This window comes from Streptomyces sp. NPDC003248 (assembly GCF_055563235.1).
Map to the genome: position 1 here is coordinate 1 of NZ_JBVHDT010000025.1, position 19,507 is coordinate 19,507.

Annotated in this window: 19 protein-coding genes; 13 read left to right on the forward strand and 6 right to left on the reverse strand. The window is 69.6% G+C overall.

Annotation, left to right across the window (positions count from 1 at the left end; translation table 11 throughout):
* Nucleotides 1-122: 122 nt before the first annotated feature.
* Both nucS and ACZ3KJ_RS34135 read left to right on the forward strand, forming a co-directional pair.
* Nucleotides 123-866, forward strand: a complete 744-nt coding sequence (gene nucS, locus ACZ3KJ_RS34130) for an endonuclease NucS (protein WP_355284260.1) — start codon at nucleotides 123-125, stop codon at nucleotides 864-866.
* A gap of 10 nt (nucleotides 867-876) precedes the next feature.
* On the forward strand, nucleotides 877-1,167 hold the full coding sequence (locus tag ACZ3KJ_RS34135; protein ID WP_355284258.1) for an ATP/GTP-binding protein: 291 nt from the start codon (nucleotides 877-879) through the stop codon (nucleotides 1,165-1,167).
* Between the two features lie 98 nt (nucleotides 1,168-1,265).
* Here the strand turns inward: ACZ3KJ_RS34135 and ACZ3KJ_RS34140 are convergent, their stop codons facing one another.
* Nucleotides 1,266-2,219: a hypothetical protein gene (locus tag ACZ3KJ_RS34140; RefSeq protein ID WP_467532761.1), complete on the reverse strand. Its 954-nt coding sequence runs from the start codon at nucleotides 2,217-2,219 to the stop codon at nucleotides 1,266-1,268.
* Nucleotides 2,220-2,359: 140 nt separating this feature from the next.
* Complete coding sequence (gene mce / locus ACZ3KJ_RS34145) at nucleotides 2,360-2,821, reverse strand: methylmalonyl-CoA epimerase (protein WP_355284254.1); 462 nt, start codon at nucleotides 2,819-2,821, stop codon at nucleotides 2,360-2,362.
* A gap of 133 nt (nucleotides 2,822-2,954) precedes the next feature.
* Between mce and ACZ3KJ_RS34150 the strand changes: the two genes are divergently transcribed.
* The 5 genes from ACZ3KJ_RS34150 to ACZ3KJ_RS34170 all read left to right on the forward strand — a co-directional run bounded on the left by ACZ3KJ_RS34150 (nucleotide 2,955) and on the right by ACZ3KJ_RS34170 (nucleotide 7,145).
* Nucleotides 2,955-4,139 carry an acetyl-CoA C-acetyltransferase gene (locus ACZ3KJ_RS34150; RefSeq protein WP_355284251.1) on the forward strand — a complete coding sequence of 395 codons (1,185 nt, stop codon included), beginning with the start codon at nucleotides 2,955-2,957 and terminating at the stop codon, nucleotides 4,137-4,139.
* 103 nt (nucleotides 4,140-4,242) lie between these two features.
* Nucleotides 4,243-4,611 carry a DUF3817 domain-containing protein gene (locus tag ACZ3KJ_RS34155; RefSeq protein ID WP_467532763.1) on the forward strand — a complete coding sequence of 123 codons (369 nt, stop codon included), beginning with the start codon at nucleotides 4,243-4,245 and terminating at the stop codon, nucleotides 4,609-4,611.
* Nucleotides 4,612-4,624: 13 nt separating this feature from the next.
* Complete coding sequence (locus tag ACZ3KJ_RS34160; protein WP_467532765.1) at nucleotides 4,625-5,536, forward strand: tetratricopeptide repeat protein; 912 nt, start codon at nucleotides 4,625-4,627, stop codon at nucleotides 5,534-5,536.
* Nucleotides 5,537-5,640: 104 nt separating this feature from the next.
* Nucleotides 5,641-6,726, forward strand: a complete 1,086-nt coding sequence (locus tag ACZ3KJ_RS34165) for a class I SAM-dependent methyltransferase (RefSeq protein WP_355284246.1) — start codon at nucleotides 5,641-5,643, stop codon at nucleotides 6,724-6,726.
* Nucleotides 6,727-6,752: 26 nt separating this feature from the next.
* Nucleotides 6,753-7,145 carry a nitroreductase/quinone reductase family protein gene (locus ACZ3KJ_RS34170; RefSeq protein ID WP_355284243.1) on the forward strand — a complete coding sequence of 131 codons (393 nt, stop codon included), beginning with the start codon at nucleotides 6,753-6,755 and terminating at the stop codon, nucleotides 7,143-7,145.
* Here the strand turns inward: ACZ3KJ_RS34170 and glgB are convergent.
* The 4 genes from glgB to ACZ3KJ_RS34190 all read right to left on the reverse strand — a co-directional run bounded on the left by glgB (nucleotide 7,142) and on the right by ACZ3KJ_RS34190 (nucleotide 12,666).
* Nucleotides 7,142-9,298 carry a 1,4-alpha-glucan branching protein GlgB gene (gene glgB / locus ACZ3KJ_RS34175; protein ID WP_355284240.1) on the reverse strand — a complete coding sequence of 719 codons (2,157 nt, stop codon included), beginning with the start codon at nucleotides 9,296-9,298 and terminating at the stop codon, nucleotides 7,142-7,144. The two genes, ACZ3KJ_RS34170 and glgB, sit on opposite strands and share 4 nt — an antisense overlap.
* Nucleotides 9,298-11,298 (reverse strand): alpha-1,4-glucan--maltose-1-phosphate maltosyltransferase, encoded by a 2,001-nt coding sequence (locus ACZ3KJ_RS34180; protein WP_355284237.1) that lies wholly within the window; start codon nucleotides 11,296-11,298, stop codon nucleotides 9,298-9,300. The genes glgB and ACZ3KJ_RS34180 overlap by 1 nt, the downstream gene beginning before the upstream one ends.
* Before the next feature lie 82 nt (nucleotides 11,299-11,380).
* Nucleotides 11,381-12,025, reverse strand: a complete 645-nt coding sequence (locus ACZ3KJ_RS34185; protein WP_355284235.1) for a LysE family translocator — start codon at nucleotides 12,023-12,025, stop codon at nucleotides 11,381-11,383.
* 50 nt (nucleotides 12,026-12,075) lie between these two features.
* Nucleotides 12,076-12,666, reverse strand: coding sequence for a TetR/AcrR family transcriptional regulator (locus tag ACZ3KJ_RS34190; RefSeq protein WP_355284233.1), 591 nt, complete (start codon nucleotides 12,664-12,666; stop codon nucleotides 12,076-12,078).
* Nucleotides 12,667-12,745: 79 nt separating this feature from the next.
* Here ACZ3KJ_RS34190 and ACZ3KJ_RS34195 point away from each other — a divergent pair, with 79 nt between their 5' ends.
* From ACZ3KJ_RS34195 to ACZ3KJ_RS34220, 6 genes are all read left to right on the forward strand, one after another.
* Nucleotides 12,746-13,168 (forward strand): VOC family protein, encoded by a 423-nt coding sequence (locus ACZ3KJ_RS34195; protein ID WP_355284230.1) that lies wholly within the window; start codon nucleotides 12,746-12,748, stop codon nucleotides 13,166-13,168.
* Nucleotides 13,169-13,238: 70 nt separating this feature from the next.
* The gene (gene glgP, locus ACZ3KJ_RS34200; protein WP_355284227.1) at nucleotides 13,239-15,809 is read left to right on the forward strand and encodes an alpha-glucan family phosphorylase; all 2,571 of its coding nucleotides are present in this window, start codon (nucleotides 13,239-13,241) and stop codon (nucleotides 15,807-15,809) included.
* A gap of 97 nt (nucleotides 15,810-15,906) precedes the next feature.
* A complete protein-coding gene (locus ACZ3KJ_RS34205) occupies nucleotides 15,907-17,268 on the forward strand; it encodes an NCS2 family permease (protein ID WP_355284224.1) in 1,362 nt (453 codons plus the stop codon).
* A 64-nt stretch (nucleotides 17,269-17,332) separates the two neighbouring features.
* On the forward strand, nucleotides 17,333-17,746 hold the full coding sequence (locus ACZ3KJ_RS34210) for an MTB12 C-terminal domain-containing protein (RefSeq protein WP_355284221.1): 414 nt from the start codon (nucleotides 17,333-17,335) through the stop codon (nucleotides 17,744-17,746).
* Between the two features lie 178 nt (nucleotides 17,747-17,924).
* Nucleotides 17,925-18,482 carry a DoxX family protein gene (locus ACZ3KJ_RS34215; protein ID WP_355284218.1) on the forward strand — a complete coding sequence of 186 codons (558 nt, stop codon included), beginning with the start codon at nucleotides 17,925-17,927 and terminating at the stop codon, nucleotides 18,480-18,482.
* A gap of 209 nt (nucleotides 18,483-18,691) precedes the next feature.
* Nucleotides 18,692-19,504, forward strand: a complete 813-nt coding sequence (locus tag ACZ3KJ_RS34220) for a hypothetical protein (protein WP_355284215.1) — start codon at nucleotides 18,692-18,694, stop codon at nucleotides 19,502-19,504.
* Nucleotides 19,505-19,507 lie beyond the last annotated feature (3 nt).

Here is a 19,507-nt window from a genome sequence, read left to right on the forward strand (position 1 = left end):
ATGGTACTGCACTCGACAGGGTGTGGGAGAGTAGGACACCGCCGGAACATCATTGCGAAAGGCCCTCCAGCATTGCTGGAGGGCCTTTTTGCGTTCCCGGACCCGTCACCTACAGTGCTGTGGTGCGCCTTGTCATTGCTCGTTGCCAGGTCGACTACGTCGGCCGACTGACCGCCCACCTTCCGATGGCTCGCCGGTTGCTGCTGATCAAGGCCGACGGCTCGGTGCTCGTGCACTCCGATGGCGGCTCGTACAAGCCGCTGAACTGGATGAGCCCGCCGTGCTGGCTGGAGGAACGCGATATCGCGACCCTGGTCCCCGCGGAGGTGCCCGACGGCGTGACGCCGCTGCGGGAGGGCAAGACGGCGGTGCCGGACAACATCAAGGCGCTGTGGGTGGTGACCAACAAGGCCGGCGAGGAACTGCGCATCTCCATCGAGGACATCGAGCACGATTCCTCGCACGAGCTCGGCGTCGACCCCGGTCTGGTCAAGGACGGCGTGGAAGCGCATCTGCAGGAGCTGCTGGCGGAACACGTGACGAAGCTCGGCGAGGGGTACACCCTCATCCGGCGCGAGTACATGACCGCCATCGGCCCGGTGGACCTGCTGTGCCGCGACGCCGACGGCGCGACGGTGGCCGTGGAGATCAAGCGGCGCGGCGAGATCGACGGCGTCGAACAGCTCACCCGGTACCTGGAACTGCTCAATCGCGACCCGCTGCTGGCGCCGGTCGCCGGCGTGTTCGCGGCGCAGCAGATCAAGCCGCAGGCGCGGACGTTGGCCGAGGACCGGGGAATCCGCTGCCTCACGCTCGATTACGACGAGCTGCGTGGCACGGAGAGCAACGTTTTCCGCCTCTTCTAGGCTGGGAGCCATGCCGCGACGTAAACCACGCTCAGGGCGACGTAGCGAGCCGGCGCCGATCGGTGACGTCTACGGGCGCACCGAGGACGGGCCGGGCGAGGAGACCTACATCGTCCGCACCGTTCCCGGTGCCAGGGCGGTCAAGACGTACCGGTGTCCCGGCTGCGACCACGAGATCGCGCCAGGGGTCGCCCATATCGTCGCCTGGGCCGCCGACGGCGGTGAGGACGACCGCAGGCACTGGCATCAGGGCTGCTGGAACGGCAGGCGCACCCGCGGCATCACCCGTCGCTGGTCCTGAGTCCCGAGACCACGAAAACCGAAGGCCGCCTCGAACATTCGAGGCGGCCTTCGGTTCTTCGGTTATGAGGGTGGAGCAATGTCGTCGTTGGTCCGACGTCAGTTGCTGATGTCGGCGCTCTCGCGGTCCTCGTCGACGATGTCCTCGTCGGCGTCGGCGACCTCGGGGATGGCCTTGGTCTGGCGGGAGCCCGAGACGGACTTGTTGTTGCCGTTGTTGCCGATCGACTTGCGCTCGGGGGCGCCGTCGAGCAGCTCGCTCTCGCGGTTGACCGCGGCGAGCATGGCGGGCACCGAGTCGAGCTGACCACGGATGCCGAGCAGCTGGGCCAGGACCCGACCGCGCAGCACGCGCATCTCCTCGGCCAGTTCCTTCGCGTGCGCGATCTTGCGCTCGGAGGTCTGGGTGGCGGAGCTGATGAGACGGTTCGACTCGTCGGTCGCGTCCTTGATCCGCTGGGCGGCCTCGGCGCGGCTGGTGGCCTCGAGCTCCTCCATGGCACGAGTCAGCTTGGTGCGCCGATCGTTCATGGTGGCCTCGAAGTCCTGCTGGGTGGCCTTGCGCTTGGCCTCGGCCTCCTTGCCGAGACGTTCCACATCGGCCTGCGCGGCCTCGATGATCTTGGCGGACTCGGTGCGCGCGTTCGCGAGGGTCTGCTCGAACTCGATCTCGAGCGCCTCGCGCTTCTCCTTGGTCTCCGCGAGCAGCGACTCGTACTTGCCACGCATCTCGGTGGCCTGCTGCTCGGCGATCGACACCATCTCGGCGGCTTCGGCCTGCGCCAGCGCACGGACCTCGGACGCTTCGTCCGAGGCCAGGCGCAGCATGCGCGAGATACGGTCGGACATTCCTTCGGCGGTGGTCGGCGGCACGGACAGCCGGTCGACCTCCTTGCGGAGCTCGTCGATCTCGTCCCGCGCGTCTTCCAGCTGGCTGGCGAGATTCCGGGCCTGCGCGGCGGCAGCATCCCGGTCGGTGGCGGTGACGCGGAGCTCGGCGTCGAAGCGGTCGAAGTAGTTGCGCACCTCGTCTTGCGCATAACCCTTGCGCACAACGGTGAAGGGCAGTGCAACGAAGCGATTGCGATCGGACTCAGGTGACGACATGGCACACAAAATACAGCCTCGAGCGAGCCTATGGAGACTCGACCGTGATTGTGATCTCGCCGAGATTTACCGACCGTATCCGCCTACTAGTGCGTAACATTCGGGTTCGGCTCGACGAGCTCCACCAGCACACCGCCAGCATCCTTCGGATGGATGAAATTGATGCGGGAATCGGCGGTGCCGTGACGAGGCGCTTCGTACAGCAAACGCAGGCCACGGTCACGCAGGAAGGCCGAAACCGCCTCGATGTCGGTGACCCGGTAGGCCAGCTGCTGCAGGCCCGGCCCGCTGCGGTCGATGAACTTGGCGATCGTGGACTCCGGGGTCAGCGGGGCCAGCAACTGCAGGGCGGTCGCCCGGTCGGCCGCGGCGGGGCACGACAGCATCGCCTCGACGACGCCCTGGGCCTCGTTGACCTCGCGGTGGGTCTCGACCATGCCGAGATTGTCGGTGTACCAGGCGACGGCCGCGTCGAGGTCGGGCACGGCGATGCCCACGTGGTCGACGGCGATGACGTAGTCGGCGGGGATGATGTTCTCGTTGCTCACCCCTCGAAGCTAGCGCGTACCTGGGTGCCAGGTGTCGTCCGATACCGGTTACCGTTGAGTGCAACCCTTGACGTGCGCGGCTGACCGCCGTGTGCGTCGCGGCGAGGTTCGACTCAATGAATGCGAGGCTTTCGTGACGACTTCTGTCATCGTGTCCGGTGCGCGTACCCCGGTCGGCAGGCTCCTGGGCGGTCTGAAGGACTTCAAGGCCTCGGATCTGGCCGGTGTGGCGATCAAGGCGGCGCTGGAGAAGGGTGGTGTGGCGCCCGAGCAGGTCGACTACGTCATCCTCGGTCAGGTGCTGTCGGCCGGTGCCGGGCAGCTGCCCGCCCGCCAGGCGGCGATCGCCGCGGGCATCCCGATGGATGTGCCCTCGCTGCTGATCAACAAGGTCTGCCTGTCGGGCATCAACGCGATCGCGCTGGCCGATCAGCTGATCCGCGCCGGTGAGCACGAGATCGTCGTGGCCGGTGGCATGGAGTCGATGAGCCAGACCCCGCACCTGCTGCCCAAGAGCCGTGAGGGCCACAAGTACGGCGACACCACCCTGGTCGACCACATGGCCTACGACGGCCTGCACGACGTGATCACCGACCAAGCGATGGGTCTGCTGACCGAGGAGCGCAACGACCTGGACAAGGTCAGCCGCGAGGAGCAGGACGCGCTGGCCGCGGCCTCGCACCAGCGTGCCGCCGCCGCGTGGAAGAACGGCCTGTTCACCGACGAGGTCGTGCCGGTGGCCGTGCCGCAGCGCAAGGGTGATCCGGTCTATGTCAGCGAGGATGAGGGCATCCGCGCCGACACGACCGTCGAGTCGCTGGGCAAGCTGCGTCCGGCGTTCCGTAAGGACGGCACCGTGACCGCGGGCACCGCCTCGCAGATCTCCGATGGCGCGGCCGCGGTGATCGTGATGAGCAAGGCCAAGGCGCAGGAGCTGGGGCTGGAGTGGATCGCCGAGATCGGTGCCGCCGGTCAGGTCGCCGGTCCGGACTCGACCCTGCAGGACCAGCCGGCCAACGCCATCCTCGCCGCGTGCGCGAAGGAGGGCATCACCCCGGCCGAGCTGGATCTGATCGAGATCAACGAGGCCTTCGCGGCGGTCGGGGTGTCCTCGACCAAGAAGCTGGGTTTCGACCCGGAGAAGGTCAACGTCAACGGTGGCGCCATCTCGATCGGCCACCCGCTGGGTATGTCGGGTGCGCGTATCCTGCTGCACTTGGCGCTGGAGCTGAAGCGTCGCGGTGGCGGCGTGGGCGCGGCCGCGCTGTGTGGTGGTGGCGGTCAGGGCGACGCGCTCATCATCCGCGTCCCCGCCTGATTCGTTCCGACACGACGGGCCCTCGCGCTACCGAGCGTGGGGGCCCGTTTGTGTGAGCGGTCCAACTACGTGGTGTCGTAGATCATGCTGCACAATGGCTGGTATGGGTTTCTTCGATCTGCGGTCCACCGCCAGTCGTTTCCGGTTCTTCGCGGTGCTCGAGGCGCTGTCGTGGATCGGTCTGCTGACCGGCATGGCGTTCAAGTACCTGCCCGCCGAGGGCAACGAGATCGGCGTGAAGATCTTCGGGCCGGTGCACGGCGCGATCTTCATCCTGTTCGTGATCACCGCGCTGCTGGCCGCGCGCGAACTGAACTGGGGCTGGAAGACCACCGTGCTGGCGCTGGCGTCGAGCATTCCGCCGCTGTTCACCGTGGCCTTCGAGATCTGGGCCGTGCGCACCGGTCAGCTGGGCGAACTGAGCGCGGGCGCGACCAAGGGCTCCCCGGCAGCCGCGCCGACGGCTTCGTGACAAACTGGAAAGCGTGACTCGACCCGCTGCCCGTCGTCCTTCGCCCGCCGTCGCCGCCGCCATGTCCGGCGCGGTGGATCTGTCCGCGCTGAAGCAGCCGCCCGCCGCTCCCGGCGGCGCGCCTGCGGCCCCGGGGAACCATACGGTCACCGAGGCGGATTTCGAAGCCAAGGTCATCCGCCGCTCGATGCAGGTGCCCGTCGTGGTCGCGCTGTACTCACAGCGCAGCCCGGGCAGCGTCGAGCTGGTCCGCACGCTGGAGCGGCTCAACGCCGACGATCGCGGCGGCTGGGACCTGGCCGCGATCGAGGCCGAAGCGAACATGAACATCGTGCAGGCGCTGCGCGTGCAGGGCATCCCCACGGTGATCGCGGTCGCGGGCGGGCAGCCGCTGGCCGATTTCGAGGGCGCCCAGCCCGAGGCGCAGGTACGCCAGTGGCTCGACGCGGTGATGGACGCGACCGCGGGCAAGCTCGAGGGTGACCCGAACGCCGCGGGCGCGGCGCCCGAGGTCGAGGACCCGCGCTTCACCGCCGCCGAGGACGCACTCGCCGAGGGCGACATCGCCGGCGCCGAGGCGGCCTACGAGGCGATCCTGGTCGAGGAGCCCGGCAACGAGGAGGCCAAGGCCGCGCTGCGTCAGCTGCGCTTCCTGACCAGGGCCCAGCAGCTCGACCCGGCCGTGCTCGCCACCGCCGACGCCGATCCGGCGAACCTGGACGCCGCCCTCGACGCCGCCGACGTGGAACTGCTCGAGCAGCGCCCCGAGGCCGCCTTCGAGCGCATCATCGCGGCCATCAAGCGCACCGCGGGCGACGACCGCACCAGGGCGCGCACCCGGCTGCTCGAACTCTTCGAGCTGTTCGACCCGGCCGAGCCCTTCGTCGTCGCGGCCCGCCGCAAGCTCGCGACCGCGCTGTACTGACCTTCGTCCACGGGGCCGTCCCGGCTGAACTGCCGGGGCGGCCCCGTCGTATCTCCTGGTAGACCCGCGGCACCGGGCCGCGAGCTGACTCGAGGAGATACACCATGACCTCACTCGACCACTCGGGCGCGGTAGATCAGGCCGAGGTGGAAGCCTTCGCGGGAAAGATGGTCGAGGTGCTCGATCACGCGAGCACCGCGCTGATGATCAGCATGGGCCACCAGGTCGGCCTGTTCGACACGATGGCCGCCAACCCGGCCGCGACCAGCCCGGACCTCGCCGCGGCCGCGGGCCTGGACGAACGCTACGTGCGCGAATGGCTCGGCGCCGTCACCACCGCCGGGATCGTGCGCTACGACCCGCCGACGGCCACCTACACGCTCCCGCCCGCGCACGCGGCCAGTCTGACCAGGGCCGCGGGACCGGACAATCTCGCCAGGGTCATGCAGTTCATCGGGCAGCTCGGTGAGGTGGAACCCAAGATCGTCGAGCGGTTCCGGATCGGTGGCGGCCTGTCCTACGACGACTACGCCCGCTTCCACGCGCTGATGGCCGAGGAGAGCGCCGAGGTGTTCGACGCCGCGCTGCTCGACGTCATCCTGCCGATGGCGCCCGGGCTGACCGATCGGCTGCTGATGGGGATCGACGTCGCCGACATCGCCTGCGGCAGCGGACACGCGGTGAACCTGATGGCGCGGGCCTTCCCGGCCAGCCGGTTCCGCGGCTACGACTTCTCCGCCGACGCGATCGCGGCGGGGCGGGCCGAGGCGGCGGCGATGGGCCTGACCAACGTCGAGTTCGTCGAGCAGGACGTGGCGGCACTGCACGCGCCCGAGTCCTGCGATCTGATCACCGTGTTCGACGCCATCCACGATCAGGCGCACCCGGCGCTGGTGCTGGCCAATATCGCGACGGCGTTGCGCGCCGACGGTGTGTTCCTGATGGTCGACGTGCACGCGTCGAGCGTGCTCGAGGAGAACCTGGACCTGCCGCTGGGCCCGTTCCTCTACGCGGTGTCGACGATGCACTGCATGTCGGTGTCGCTGGGGCAGGGCGGCGACGGGCTCGGCACGGTGTGGGGCGAACAGCGCGCGCTGGCGATGCTCGCCGACGCCGGTTTCACCGAGGTCAGCACCAGCCACGTCGACGGTGATCCGCTCAATACCTACTACCTCGCGAGCAAGGGCTGAGCCGCCGCCGCTGCTACGGTCGGAACATGGGCTCCAAGAACGACATTCAGCACCGGATCGTCACCACGTTCCAGCGGCCGCTCAATGTGGTCGCGCGGCGGCTGCCCGGCCAGCAGCTGCTCGAGACCACCGGCCGGGTGAGCGGGCAGCCGCGGACGACGCCGATCGGCGGGCGCCGGGTCGGTGACCAGTTCTGGCTGGTCTCCGAATTCGGCGAGCGCTCGCAGTATGTCCGCAACATCCTCGCCGACAACCGGGTCCGGGTGCGGCTGCGCGGGCACTGGCACAACGGCGTCGCCCACCTGGTGCCCGACGACGACCCGCACGCCCGGCTGCGCGAGCTGCCGCGCTACAACAGCGCCGCTGTGCGCACGGTCGGGACCGACCTGCTCACGATCCGGATCGAGCTGACCGACTAGCGTTCGGCGGCCAGCCAGACCGCGCTGTTGGCGGCCATGGTGACGGTGGCCGAGGCGGGCCTGCCGTGCCAGGGGGTGTCCTCGGCGCGGACTCCGCCGAGGTTGCCGACGCCGGACCCGCCGTACTCCTGGGCGTCGGTATTGAGGACTTCGCGCCAGAACCCGGTGTGCGGCAGGCCGATCCGGTAGTTCTCCCTGGTCGACCCGGAGAAGTTGAAGACGCAGGCGACGGCGCTGCCGTCGGCACCCCAGCGCAGGAACGCGAAGACGTTGGCGGCGCTGTCGTCGGCCTCGATCCAGGAGTGCCCGCCGGGTGTGGTGTCCTGACTCCACAGCGCCGGGTGCGCGGTGTAGGTGCGGTTGAGATCGCCGACCATCGTCGAGATGCCCTGGTGCAGTGGGTTGTCCAGTTCCTGCCAGTCCAGGCCGCGATCGTTGTCCCACTCGCGGAACTGGCCGAACTCCTGGCCCATGAACAGCAGTTGCTTGCCGGGGTGTGCCCACATGTAGGCCAGCAGGGCGCGCACGCCGCTCGCCTTGGCGAAGTCGTCGCCGGGCATCCTGGTCCACAGGGTGCCCTTGCCGTGCACGACCTCGTCGTGGCTGATCGGCAGCACGTAGTTCTCGCTCCACGCGTAGACCAGGGAGAACGTCATCTCGTTGTGGTGCCAGGACCGGTGGATCGGGTCGCGGCCCAGGTAGCCGAGGGTGTCGTGCATCCAGCCCATGTTCCACTTCATGGTGAAACCGAGACCGCCGACATCGGTGCCGCGGGTGACGCCGGGCCAGGTGGTCGACTCCTCGGCGACGGTGACGACGCCGGGATACGCGCGATGCACGGTGTCGTTGAGCTCCTGGAGGAAGTCGACGGCTTCCAGATTCTCCCTGCCGCCGTAGACATTCGGCTCCCAGCCGCCGTCGGGCCGCGAGTAGTCCAGGTAGAGCATGGAGGCCACCGCGTCCACGCGCAGGCCGTCGATGTGGAACTCCTCGATCCAGAAGGCAGCGTTGGCGACCAGGAAGTTGCGCACCTCGTTGCGACCGAAGTCGAAAACGTAGGTGCCCCAGTCGAGTTGCTCGCCGCGGCGCGGGTCGGGGTGCTCGTAGAGCGGGGTGCCGTCGAAGCGGGCCAGCGCCCATTCGTCGCGCGGGAAGTGCGCGGGCACCCAGTCGAGCAGCACGCCGATGCCCGCGTTGTGCAGGTGGTCGACGAAGTAGCGGAAGTCGTCGGGGCCGCCGAAGCGGGAGGTGGGGGCGTAGTAGGAGGTGACCTGGTAGCCCCAGGACCCGCCGAACGGGTGCTCGGCGACCGGCAGCAGTTCGACGTGGGTGAACCCGGTCGCGCGCGCGTACTCGGCCAGCTGTTCGGCCAGGGCGCGATAGCCGAGGCCGGGCCGCCACGAGCCGAGGTGCACCTCGTAGACGCTCATGGGGGAGCGGACGGCGTCGGCGGCGGCCCGGCGGTCCAGCCACGCGCTGTCGGTCCACACGTGGTCGGCCCGGCTGACCACCGAGGCGGTCGCGGGCGGGACCTCGGTCGCGAAGGCCAGCGGGTCGGCGTGATCGACGACGCGGCCGTCGGCGCCGTGCACCCGGTACTTGTAGCGCGTGCCCGGCCCGACACCGGGCACGAACACCTCCCACACCCCGGACGACCCGAGCGCGCGCATCGGCGCGGAGTTGCCGCTCCAGTGGTCGAAATCGCCGAAGACGGTGACGCCGCGCGCATTCGGCGCCCACACCGCGAACGAGGTGCCGTCGACATCGCCGTCGAGGGTGGTGTAGTGCCGTGGGTGCGCGCCGAGCACCTCCCACAGCCGGGTGTGCCGACCCTCGCCGATGAGGTGCAGGTCGAACTCGCCGACGGTGGGCAGGAAGCGGTAGCCGTCGGCGGTGATCACCGTCTGGCCGCCGGGATAGGCGGTGCGCACGCGGTAGTCGTCGACCTGTGGATACGGCAGGACGGCGGCGAACACGCCATGCCCCAGCGACTTCAGCGGATGCTCGGTGGTGCCGACCAGCACGGTCACCGACTCGGCGTGCGGGCGCAGCACCCGGATCGCGGTGCCGTCCGGTTGCGGGTGCGCGCCGAGGACGGTGTGCGGGTCGGGGTGGGTGCCCGCCGCCAGCAGCATCAGGTCGCGGCGTTTCATCAGAACGTCCGGCGGTAGGCCAGGGGGGCGCGCGCGGCGGCGGGCACGGCGGGCAGCGCGAGGATGTGGGCGGGGGCCCGCGCCGGGTCCAGGCGCACGAAATTGCGCTGGCCCCAGTGGTATTCCTCGCCGGTGACCTCGTCGAACACCACCGGGTGGTCGTGCCACTCGCGGCCGATCGCGGGCAGGTCGAGCGAGATGTGGCCCTGCTCGGCGCCGTAGGGGTTGAGGTTGACGATCACCAGCACCGCGTCGCCGGAGGCCGGATCGATCTTGGAGTAGGCCAGCAGCGCGTCGTTGTCGATCTCGTGGAAGTGGATGCAGCGCAGCTGCTGCAACGCGGGATGGGCGCGGCGGATCTCGTTGAGCCTGGTCAACCACGGTTCCAGGGACTCGCCGCGGGCCAGCGCGCCGGTGAAGTCGCGCGGGCGCAGCTCGTACTTCTCCGAGTCCAGGTACTCCTCGCTGCCCGCGCGCACGGCCTCGTGCTCGAACAGCTCGTAGCCGGAGTACACGCCCCAGGTGGGTGCGAGGGTCGCGGCGAGGACCGCGCGCAGGGCGAACATGCCGGGACCGCCGTGCTGCAGGCTCTCGTGCAGGATGTCGGGGGTGTTCACGAACAGGTTCGGCCTGGCCTCGTCGGCCTTGGCCGCGAGCTCGGTGCCGAATTCGGCCAGCTCCCACTTGAAGACGCGCCAGGTGAAATAGGTGTAGGACTGGCTGAATCCGCGCCGCGCCAGACCGTAGAGCCGGGCCGGGCGGGTGAACGCCTCGGACAGGAAGATCACGTCGGGGTCGGTGCGGCGCACCTGCGCGATCAGCCACTCCCAGAAGTCGGCGGGCTTGGTGTGCGGGTTGTCCACGCGGAAGATGATGACGCCGAGGGCGATCCAGTGCCGGACCACCCGCAGCACCTCGGCGTAGAGGCCGTCGGGGTCGTTGTCGAAGTTGACCGGATAGATGTCCTGGTACTTCTTCGGCGGGTTCTCCGCGAAGGCGATGGTGCCGTCGGGCAGGGTGGTGAACCACTCCGGATGCGCCTGGACCCACGGGTGGTCGGGGGCGCACTGCAGGGCCAGGTCGATCGCGACCTCGAGGCCGAGACCTGTTGCGGTGGCGACGAAGTCGACGAAATCGGCCTCGGTGCCGAGCAGTGGGTTGGTGGCGTCGTGGCCGCCGTCGGCCGAACCGATCGCCCACGGTGATCCGACGTCACCCGGCTCGGTGGTGAGCGCGTTGTTGCGGCCCTTGCGGTTGATCTCGCCGACCGGGTGGATCGGCGGCAGGTAGACGACGTCGAAGCCCATGCCCGCGATGCGGGGGAGTTCGCGCGCTGCGGTCGCGAAGGTGCCGTGCACGGGATGGCCGTCGGCGTCGCGGCCGCCGGTCGAGCGCGGGAAGAACTCGTACCAGGACCCGACCAGCGCGCGCCTGCGTTCGACCAGCACCGAATGCTGGGCGCCGCGGGTGACCATCTCGCGCAGCGGGGTCGCGCGCAGGATCTCGGCGACCTCCTCGCTGAACGCCGGGGCGACCCTGGCCGGCAGTTGCTCGTCGCCGCGCAGCGCGGTGGCGGCGGCGCGCAACCGTTCGAACTGCTTCTTGGGCACCGCCTGGGCGGCCCGCTCGAACAGGGTGGCGCCGATCTCGAGATCGTTGGCCAGGTCGAGGGCGGTCTGGCCGACCGCGAGTTTGGCCTCCACGGCCGAGCGCCAGGTCGCGATCGGATCGCTCCAGCCCTCGACCCGGAAGGTCCACACGCCGGGGGTGTGCGGGGTGAACAGGCCGTTGAAGACGTCGGGCTCGTAGTCGGGGGTCATCCGCAGGCGGGTGATCCGGGACGAGCCGGGCGCGCGCACCGCCAGCGTCGCCGCCACGGCGTCGTGCCCCTCGCGCCACACCACGGCGCGGACGGGAAACACCTCGCCGACGGCGGCCTTGGCCGGGCGGCCGCCGGGGATGGACGGGGCGATGTCATCTATGGCAATCCGGCCGGTCACCGCACAAACCTACTGCATTTCCGCCGACCGGGCGCTGAGCGCCGCAACCCGCGGACCAGCCGAGAACGCGGGCCGCCTCCGCTCAGCGGGCGTCCGCGGCCAGGCCGAGGCCGAGGGCGACCAAGATCGCGGCCAGGGTCCGTTCCACGCGTTGGCGGATGGCGGCGCGGCGCAGCCAGGCACCCGCCCGATCGGCGGCCAGGACGACCGCGACGCACCAGGCCCCGTCCAGGATCACCTGGATGGTGGCCAGGATCAGCAGGGTGGGCAGCACCGGTCCTTCGGTCGGCAGGAACTGCGGCAGGATCGTGATGCCGAAGACCGCGGCCTTGGGGTTGGCGGCGATCGAGAGGAGCGACGCGCGGAAGGCGGCGGCGGGGGTGTTGCCGCCGGGGAGTTTCGCCGTCAGGGCGGCGCCGAAATCGTCGTCGGCGCCGCGGGCGTGGCGCCAGGCCTGGACGCCGAGCCAGATCAGCACCGCCGCGCCGACGACGTGCATCGCCGTGTTCAGCCACCGGTTCGCCGCCAGCAGGATCGACAGCCCCGTGCCGCCGGCGAGCGTCCAGCCGAGTACGCCGATCTCGTTGCCCGCGACCGCGGCCAGCCCCGCGCGTCGGCCGTCGCGCACCGAGCGCTGCAGGAACAGCGCGGTCGCCGGGCCCGGCAGGGCGGCCAGGATCAGCGAGGCGAGCAGGAATTCGGGCAGGACATCGACCCAGTGCGGCATCGCTGCATGGTGACATGGGTTCGGCGGTGGCTGCCAGCGGTTTGTGGCGGTCAGGTGGTGCGCAGTCCCGCGAGGAGCTTGTCCAGGGCGGTGATGGTGTCGGGGAGCGCGCCGGGGTCGGCGGTGGTGGCGAGCCAGAGGGCGGCCTCGTTCATCGCGCCGGAGAGCAGCTGGGTGAGGGGAGCGATCGGCTGTGGCGCCAGGATGCCCGCGTCGACCAGGGCTGCCAGGGCCTCGTGCAGGTGCCGGGCCGAGTTGGCCTCGTCCAGGGCGCGCCATTCGTGCCAGCCGAGCACGGCGGGTCCGTCGATCAGCATGATCCGCTGGACCAGGGGATCGGCGCTGGCCCGGAGGAACGCGGCGCATCCGGTGGTCAGCTGGGCCCACGGATCGCGCTCGGCGTCGGCGGCCGCGGCGACCTGCTCGCCGACCTCCTGCTGCACCTGGGTGAGGACCGCGCGGAACAGCTCGGCCTTGCTGTCGAAGTGGTGGTAGAGCGCGCCCTTGGTGACACCCGACGCCGACACGATCTCCGACAGGCCAACGGCGGCATAGCCTTTCGCGGCGAACAGCCGCCTGCTCTGCGTCACCAGCACCCGCCGCGTCTCCTCGCGCTGTCGTGCCCGCGCCGTGGCTGTCATCCGCCGTCCTCCCATTGACCTACCAGTGGTATGTGAACTAGCCTACGACACATACCATCGGTATGTGAAAGGAAAAGTCATGGCACTGAGCAGCTTCTACCCGGTTCTGGCCACCTCCCGGATCGCGGAGTCCCGCGACTTCTACACGCGCTGGTTCGGCTTCGAGATCACCTTCGAGGCCGACTGGTACGTCAGCCTCCGCCGCCCCGCCCGCGACGCCGAGCCCGCCTACGAACTGGCCCTGCTCGATCCCACCCACCCCACCATCCCCGAGGGCTACGGCAAGCCGGTCCAGGGTCTGGTCCTGAACTTCGAGGTCGACGACGTCGACGCCGAATGGCACCGTCTGGTCGAAACCGGCGGCCTGCACCCCGAACTCGCGCTCCGCACCGAGGACTTCGGCCAGCGCCACTTCATCGTCAGCGACCCCTCGGGCGTCCTGATCGACGTCATCACGGAGGTCCCGCCCACTCCCGAGTTCGCCGCCCAGTTCACCGGGTAGAACCGGCTGGATCGACGACGCTCGGGCTCCCGAACAGCATCCGGGCGCGACACTCGGTACTCTTTGGCGGGTGAAGGCACTTCGTCGGTTCACTGTCCGTGCCCATCTGCCGGAGCGGCTCACCGCGCTGGGCGAGTTGTCGACGAACCTGCGGTGGTCGTGGCACGGCCCGACGCAGGATCTGTTCGCCGACCTCGACCCGGAGCTGTGGCGCGCGGTCGGCCAGGATCCGGTTCGGATGCTGGGTGAGGTGCCCGCCGAGCGGCTCGACGCGCTCGCCGCCGATGCCGGGTATGTCGCCCGGGTGGACGCGGCCGCCGACGGGCTGCGCGACTATCTGGCGCGGCCGCGCTGGTTCCAGCAGCAGACCGGGACGAATGTCGCCGGGATCGCCTACTTCTCGATGGAGTTCGGTGTCACCGAGGTGCTGCCGAACTACTCGGGTGGGCTGGGCATCCTGGCCGGTGACCATCTCAAGGCCGCCTCCGATCTGGGTCTGCCGCTGATCGGCGTCGGGCTGCTGTACCGCTCCGGGTATTTCCGGCAGTCGCTGTCGGCCGACGGCTGGCAGATGGAGCACTACCCGGCGCTGGACCCGCAGGGTCTGCCGCTGCGGCTGCTCACCAGCGACGGCTCGCCGGTGCTGATCCATGTCGGCATGCCGGAGGGCCGGGTGCTGCGGGCGCGGGTGTGGATCGCCCAGGTGGGCCGGATCCCGCTGCTGCTGCTCGATTCCGATATCGCCGAGAACGATCCGGAGCTGCGCGCGGTCACCGACCGGCTCTACGGCGGCGATCAGGACCACCGGATCAAGCAGGAGATCCTGGCCGGGATCGGTGGGGTCCGCGCGGTGCGCGCCTACACCCGCGCCAACGGGCTGCCCGATCCCGACGTGTTCCATATGAACGAGGGCCACGCCGGCTTCCTCGGGGTGGAGCGGATCCGGGAATTCATCGCGGGCGGACTGGATTTCGACACCGCTTTGGCTGCGGTCCGGGCAGGCACCGTGTTCACCACGCACACCCCGGTGCCCGCGGGCATCGACCGGTTCCCGATGCCGCTCGTGCGCCGCTACTTCGGTGGCGCGCACGGTGAGTCCGAATCCGCGCTGCTGCCGGGGCTGTCGGTCGACCGGATCCTGGCGTTCGGCCGGGAATCCGATCCCTCCGTGTTCAACATGGCGCACATGGGTCTGCGCATGGCCCAGCGCGCCAACGGTGTCTCGAAGCTGCACGGCGAGGTCAGCCGGGACATGTTCGCCGGGCTGTGGCCGGGCTTCGACGCGGCCGAGGTGCCGATCGGTTCGGTCACCAACGGCGTGCACGCGCCGACCTGGGCGGCCAGGGAATGGATCGACAAGGCGCGCGAGCTGGTCGGCCCGGAGCTGGTCGAGGAGGCGCGCGGCTGGGAGAAGCTCAGCGATGTCGATCTCGGGCAGCTGTGGTCGACGCGCAACACCCTGCGCGGCGTCCTGATCGAGGAGGTGCGCCGCAGGCTGCGCGAGTCGTGGCATCAGCGCGGCGCGGCCGACGCGGAACTGGGCTGGATCGACGAGGTCTTCGACCCCTCGGTGCTCACCGTCGGGTTCGCCCGGCGCGTGCCCACCTACAAGCGGCTGACCCTGATGCTGCGCGACCCCGAGCGGCTGCGCGCGCTGCTGCTCGATCCCGAGCGGCCGGTGCAGCTGGTGGTCGCGGGCAAGAGCCATCCCGCCGACGACGGCGGCAAGGCGCTGATCCAGCAGGTCGTGCGCTTCGCCGACGATCCGGCGGTGCGGCACCGCATCGTCTTCCTGCCCGACTACGACATGTCGATGGCCCGTTACCTCTACTGGGGTTGCGATGTGTGGCTGAACAATCCGCTGCGCCCGCTCGAGGCGTGCGGCACCTCCGGCATGAAGTCCGCGCTCAACGGCGGCCTCAACCTGTCCATCCGGGACGGCTGGTGGGACGAGATGTTCGACGGCGAGAACGGCTGGGCGATCCCCACCGCCGACGGCGTACGCGACGAGCACCGCCGCGACGATCTCGAGGCCGCGGCGCTCTACGAGCTCGTCGAGCGCACGGTCGCCCCGCGCTTCTACGACCGCGACGCGGCAGGCGTGCCAGTGCGCTGGACCGAGATGGTGCGCCACACCCTGCAGACCACCAGCCCGAAGGTGCTGGCCTCGCGGATGGTCCGCGATTACGCCGAGCAGTACTACGGCCCGGCGGCCGCCGCGTTCGGCCGGGCCGCCGCCGACGGATTCGCCGGCGCGGCGCAGGTCGCCGAGTACCGCAAGCGGGTCGACGCGGCCTGGTCGTCGGTGCGGGTGGCGCAGGTCGACAGTTCCGGCCTGCCCGACACCCCGGTGATCGGGGCGAAGCTGTCGCTGGAGGCGCGCGTCGAACTCGGCGGGCTGGCGCCCTCGGATGTCGTGGTGCAGGCGGTGCTCGGCCGGGTCTCGCCGGCCGACGACCTGTCCGACACCACCACCATCGAGATGACGCACACCGGGACCGACGAGGGCGTGGAGCTGTATGCCGTGCAGTCGCCGGTGCCGCTGTCGGGCGCCGTCGGCTACACCGTGCGTGTGCTGCCCCACAACGCGCTGCTCGCGTCGGATGCCGAACTGGGGCTGGTGGCCGTCGCGGGGGCGTGACCTGCGTCGTGACACGGATGCCGGGTTCTTCGATTCAGTGAACTTTCCGCTACCGTTCCTGGGCATCCTTCTTCTTTGAAATTCGGACTGGAGTGTCATGGCCAGCGATGTCGTTACCCGCGCCCGAGGGCGCATCGACGGATACTTCGGTGTCACGTCGAGCGGGTCCACCTTCCGGCGCGAGGCGATGGCGGGCACGATCACGTTCCTGGCGATGTCCTATGTGCTGGCGGTGAATCCGTCGATCCTCGGTGACGAGGGCGCCCTGGGCGACAAGGGCATTCCGATGCAGGCCGTGTTCACCGCGACGGCGGTGGCCGCGATCTTCGGCACCCTGGTCATGGGCATCTGGGCGCGGTACCCGATCGCGCTCGCGCCCGGCATGGGTCTCAACGCGTTCTTCGCGTACACGGTCGTGCTGAGCATGGGCATTCCGTGGCAGGTCGCCCTGTCGGGCACCCTGCTGTCGGGCATCATCTTCTTCATCCTGGCGATCACCAAGATCCGGGAACGAATCCTCAATGCCATTCCGCTGCAGATGAAGTTCGCGGTGGGCGCCGGCATCGGTCTGTTCGTCGCGTTCCTCGGGCTGAAGAACGCGGGCATCGTGGTCAACAGCGACGCGACCTTGGTCACGCTCGGTGACTTCACCAAGGGCACCACGCTGCTCGCCCTGTTCGGGCTGGTCGTCACGGTGGTCTTCCTGGTGATCGGCTGGCACGGCGCGGTGCTCTACGGCATCGTCGCGACCACGGTCCTGGGTATGGTCACCGGCCTGGTCGGCATCCCGGACGGGATCGCCGAGCTGCCCAAGGGCCTGGATCAGACCTTCGGCCAGGCGATCATCCATCTGCCCGACGCGTTCACCGGGCAGATGATCGTGGTGGTGCTCACCATGCTGTTCGTCGACTTCTTCGACGCCTCGGGCACCCTGATCGGTGTCGCCAACCAGGCGGGCCTGCTCAACAAGGACGGCACGCTGGCACGGGCGCGCAGCGCGATGGCCGCCGACTCGGTCGGCACGACGGCGGGCGCGATCATCGGTACCTCCACCACCACCGCCTATGTGGAATCGACCGCCGGTGTGTCGGCGGGCGGCCGAACCGGTGTCACCGCGATCACCACGGCGGGCTGGTTCGTGATCGCGATGTTCTGCTACCCGATCTTCTCGGTGATCGCCGGGTCGGCCGAGGTGACAGCGCCCGCGTTGATCGTGGTCGGCGTCTTGATGGCGCGCTCACTGGGCGAGATCGACTGGCAGCACCTCGAATACTCCGTACCCGCGTTCCTGACCGTGATCATGATGCCGCTGACCTATTCGATCGCCAACGGACTGGCGATGGGCATGATCTTCTACCCGGTGGTGATGGTCGCCCGGGGCCGGGTCAAGGAAGTCCATCCGGCCATGTGGGTTTTGATGGTGTTGTTCCTGGGGTACTTCTTCTTCCTCGTCGAGTAGGTGAACTCACCATAGCTGTGCCTATACTTAGGCTAGCCTAGCCAAGCTTGAAGGAGAGTTACCTATGAAGCGCTCGCTCGTTGCCGCGTCGATGGCGGTTGCCACCATCTTCGCGCCGGTCACCGCGGCCGTCGTCGCCACCGCTCCCGCCGCGATCGCCGCCCCGGCGACCCCGTCGGCCGGTGAGCTCCAGGGCAAGCTCCAGGCGGCCATGAACGGCTCCTCGGCCGAACTCGAGTCGGGCAACGCCGGTAGCCTCACCGTCGTTCGCGACACCGTCAACCGGATCCCGGGCTACAGCTGGGACGTCTCGGGCCCGGTCACCGTCGACGGTGACACCCTCTCGGCGACCCTGAACAGCCGCCTCGGCGACTACGCCTTCCCGATCCCGGTGACCTGGAAGAACATCGGCGGCACCTGGAAGCTGTCGCAGGAGTCGGAGAGCACCCTGGTCAGCTACGCGACCATGGCGTGGTGAACTGAGTCTTCGCGCAGAGGCCGCCCTTCGGGGCGGCCTTTCTGTTGTGTGTGAGCAGGGTCACGGAAGTGCCGGGGGTGGCGGGAAATAGTCGCGCCGGACCCGGGGTTGTGACCGGACGAGGCAATCGGACCGTGGTCCGGTTGCGGGCATGTATCGAATCGCAGATGAGGAAACGATGACCGACACCGCTACCCGCACCACTCCCGCTACTTCCCCCGCCACCGCCGACGAGGTCACCGCCGCCGGCATCGGCCTGCTGGTGCTGCGCGTGGGCTTCGGTGGCCTGATGGCCGCCTACGGCGCGCAGAAACTGTTCGGCTGGTTCAACGGCATGGGGTGGCAGACCACCACCGACAGCTTCGAGGCGATGGGCTACAACCCCGGCGTGCTCTTCGGCACGCTCGCCGGGCTCAGCGAGCTGGTCGGCGGCCTGCTGCTGGTATTCGGTCTGTTCACGCCGCTGGCCGCCGCCATCGTGCTCGGCACGATGATCAACGCGATCAATGTGCTGTGGGCCGGTGGCCTGTTCCCGGCCGACCCGTCGGTGACCGGCTACTCGACGCCGCTGGTCTACGCCATCGCCGCCGCCGGCCTGGCCTTCACCGGCCCGGGCCGCTTCTCGCTCGACGCGGGCCGTCCGTGGGCGCGCCAGGGTGTCGCCTGGGGCGGCGCGGCCGTGGCCGTCGCCGTGGTCGCCGCGGTGCTCACGCTGATCCTGAAGGCCGCGCTCTGAGCTGAGCGGCGTCGTTCGCGGCGGCGCGGTGACCGGTATCCGGTTGCCGCGCCGCCGCTTTCGTTCCCGGTGTGCGACGTTTCGTCATCGGCCGTATGCCCGCGGTTCCACGCAGTGCCCGCGCCTGTCGCCGGTAGCGGTTACCCTCGGCGACGGCGCTTGTCGAAGCGGCGCCACGCACCGTCCGCGCATCGAAGAGGAGAGCTGCGATGAAGGCTTACGACCTGGGTTTCGGGGATTCGGCGGACAAACTGGCGGAGACGCCCGGCGGTGAGCCGCTGACGCTCGACACGCCGGTGCGCTCCGGGTGGATCGGCAGCGACGGGCCCGCGATCGATCCGGCGAGCTGGCCGCGCGGGCCGGTCACCGGACTGCCGATGATGCACGCGCTCACCCTGCGACTGCCCGTCGACTATCAGCGCCGCGGGCCGAAATACCCGGCCATCGCCTTCTTCCAGGGCGAGGGGCAGTTCGCCGACGCGACCGACCCGATCGTGGCCGACGCGGCCGCCGACGATCCGGTCGCTCGCGAGCTGGTCTCGACCCGGCTGCACTCGCAGCTGCAGCTCCTGCACGACGAGATCGGCGGCGTCTTCGCGCTGGTCTGGCTGACCGAAGCGGAATTCGCCGCGGGCCCGGTCGCGCCGCCCGCCGACGTGCGCCTGCCCGGCTCGCCGGTCGCGAGCGACGAGGGCTGCAATGCCTGGGACGACGTGCATCCCACCATCGGCGTCTGGCTGGCCGAGCGCGTCGCCGACCCCAATATCGGTATCCCGCCGGTCGAATACGTCCCGAACTCGCGCTACCAGGACCCGCTCACCGAGGACTCCGGCTGGAACCCCTGGGCCGAGCCGCTGTTCGGCCGCTCCCACCTGGGCGGCACCGCGTTCCCCGTCCAGGCGCTCCCGGAGGGCCTGACCCCGTTCTACCTGGAGATCGAGGAGGTCTCCGGGATGAACTTCGGCGGCGGCAACGCCCAGCTCGACCTGGAGTCGGGCGTTTTCGACTGGGCCTGCGGGTAGCGC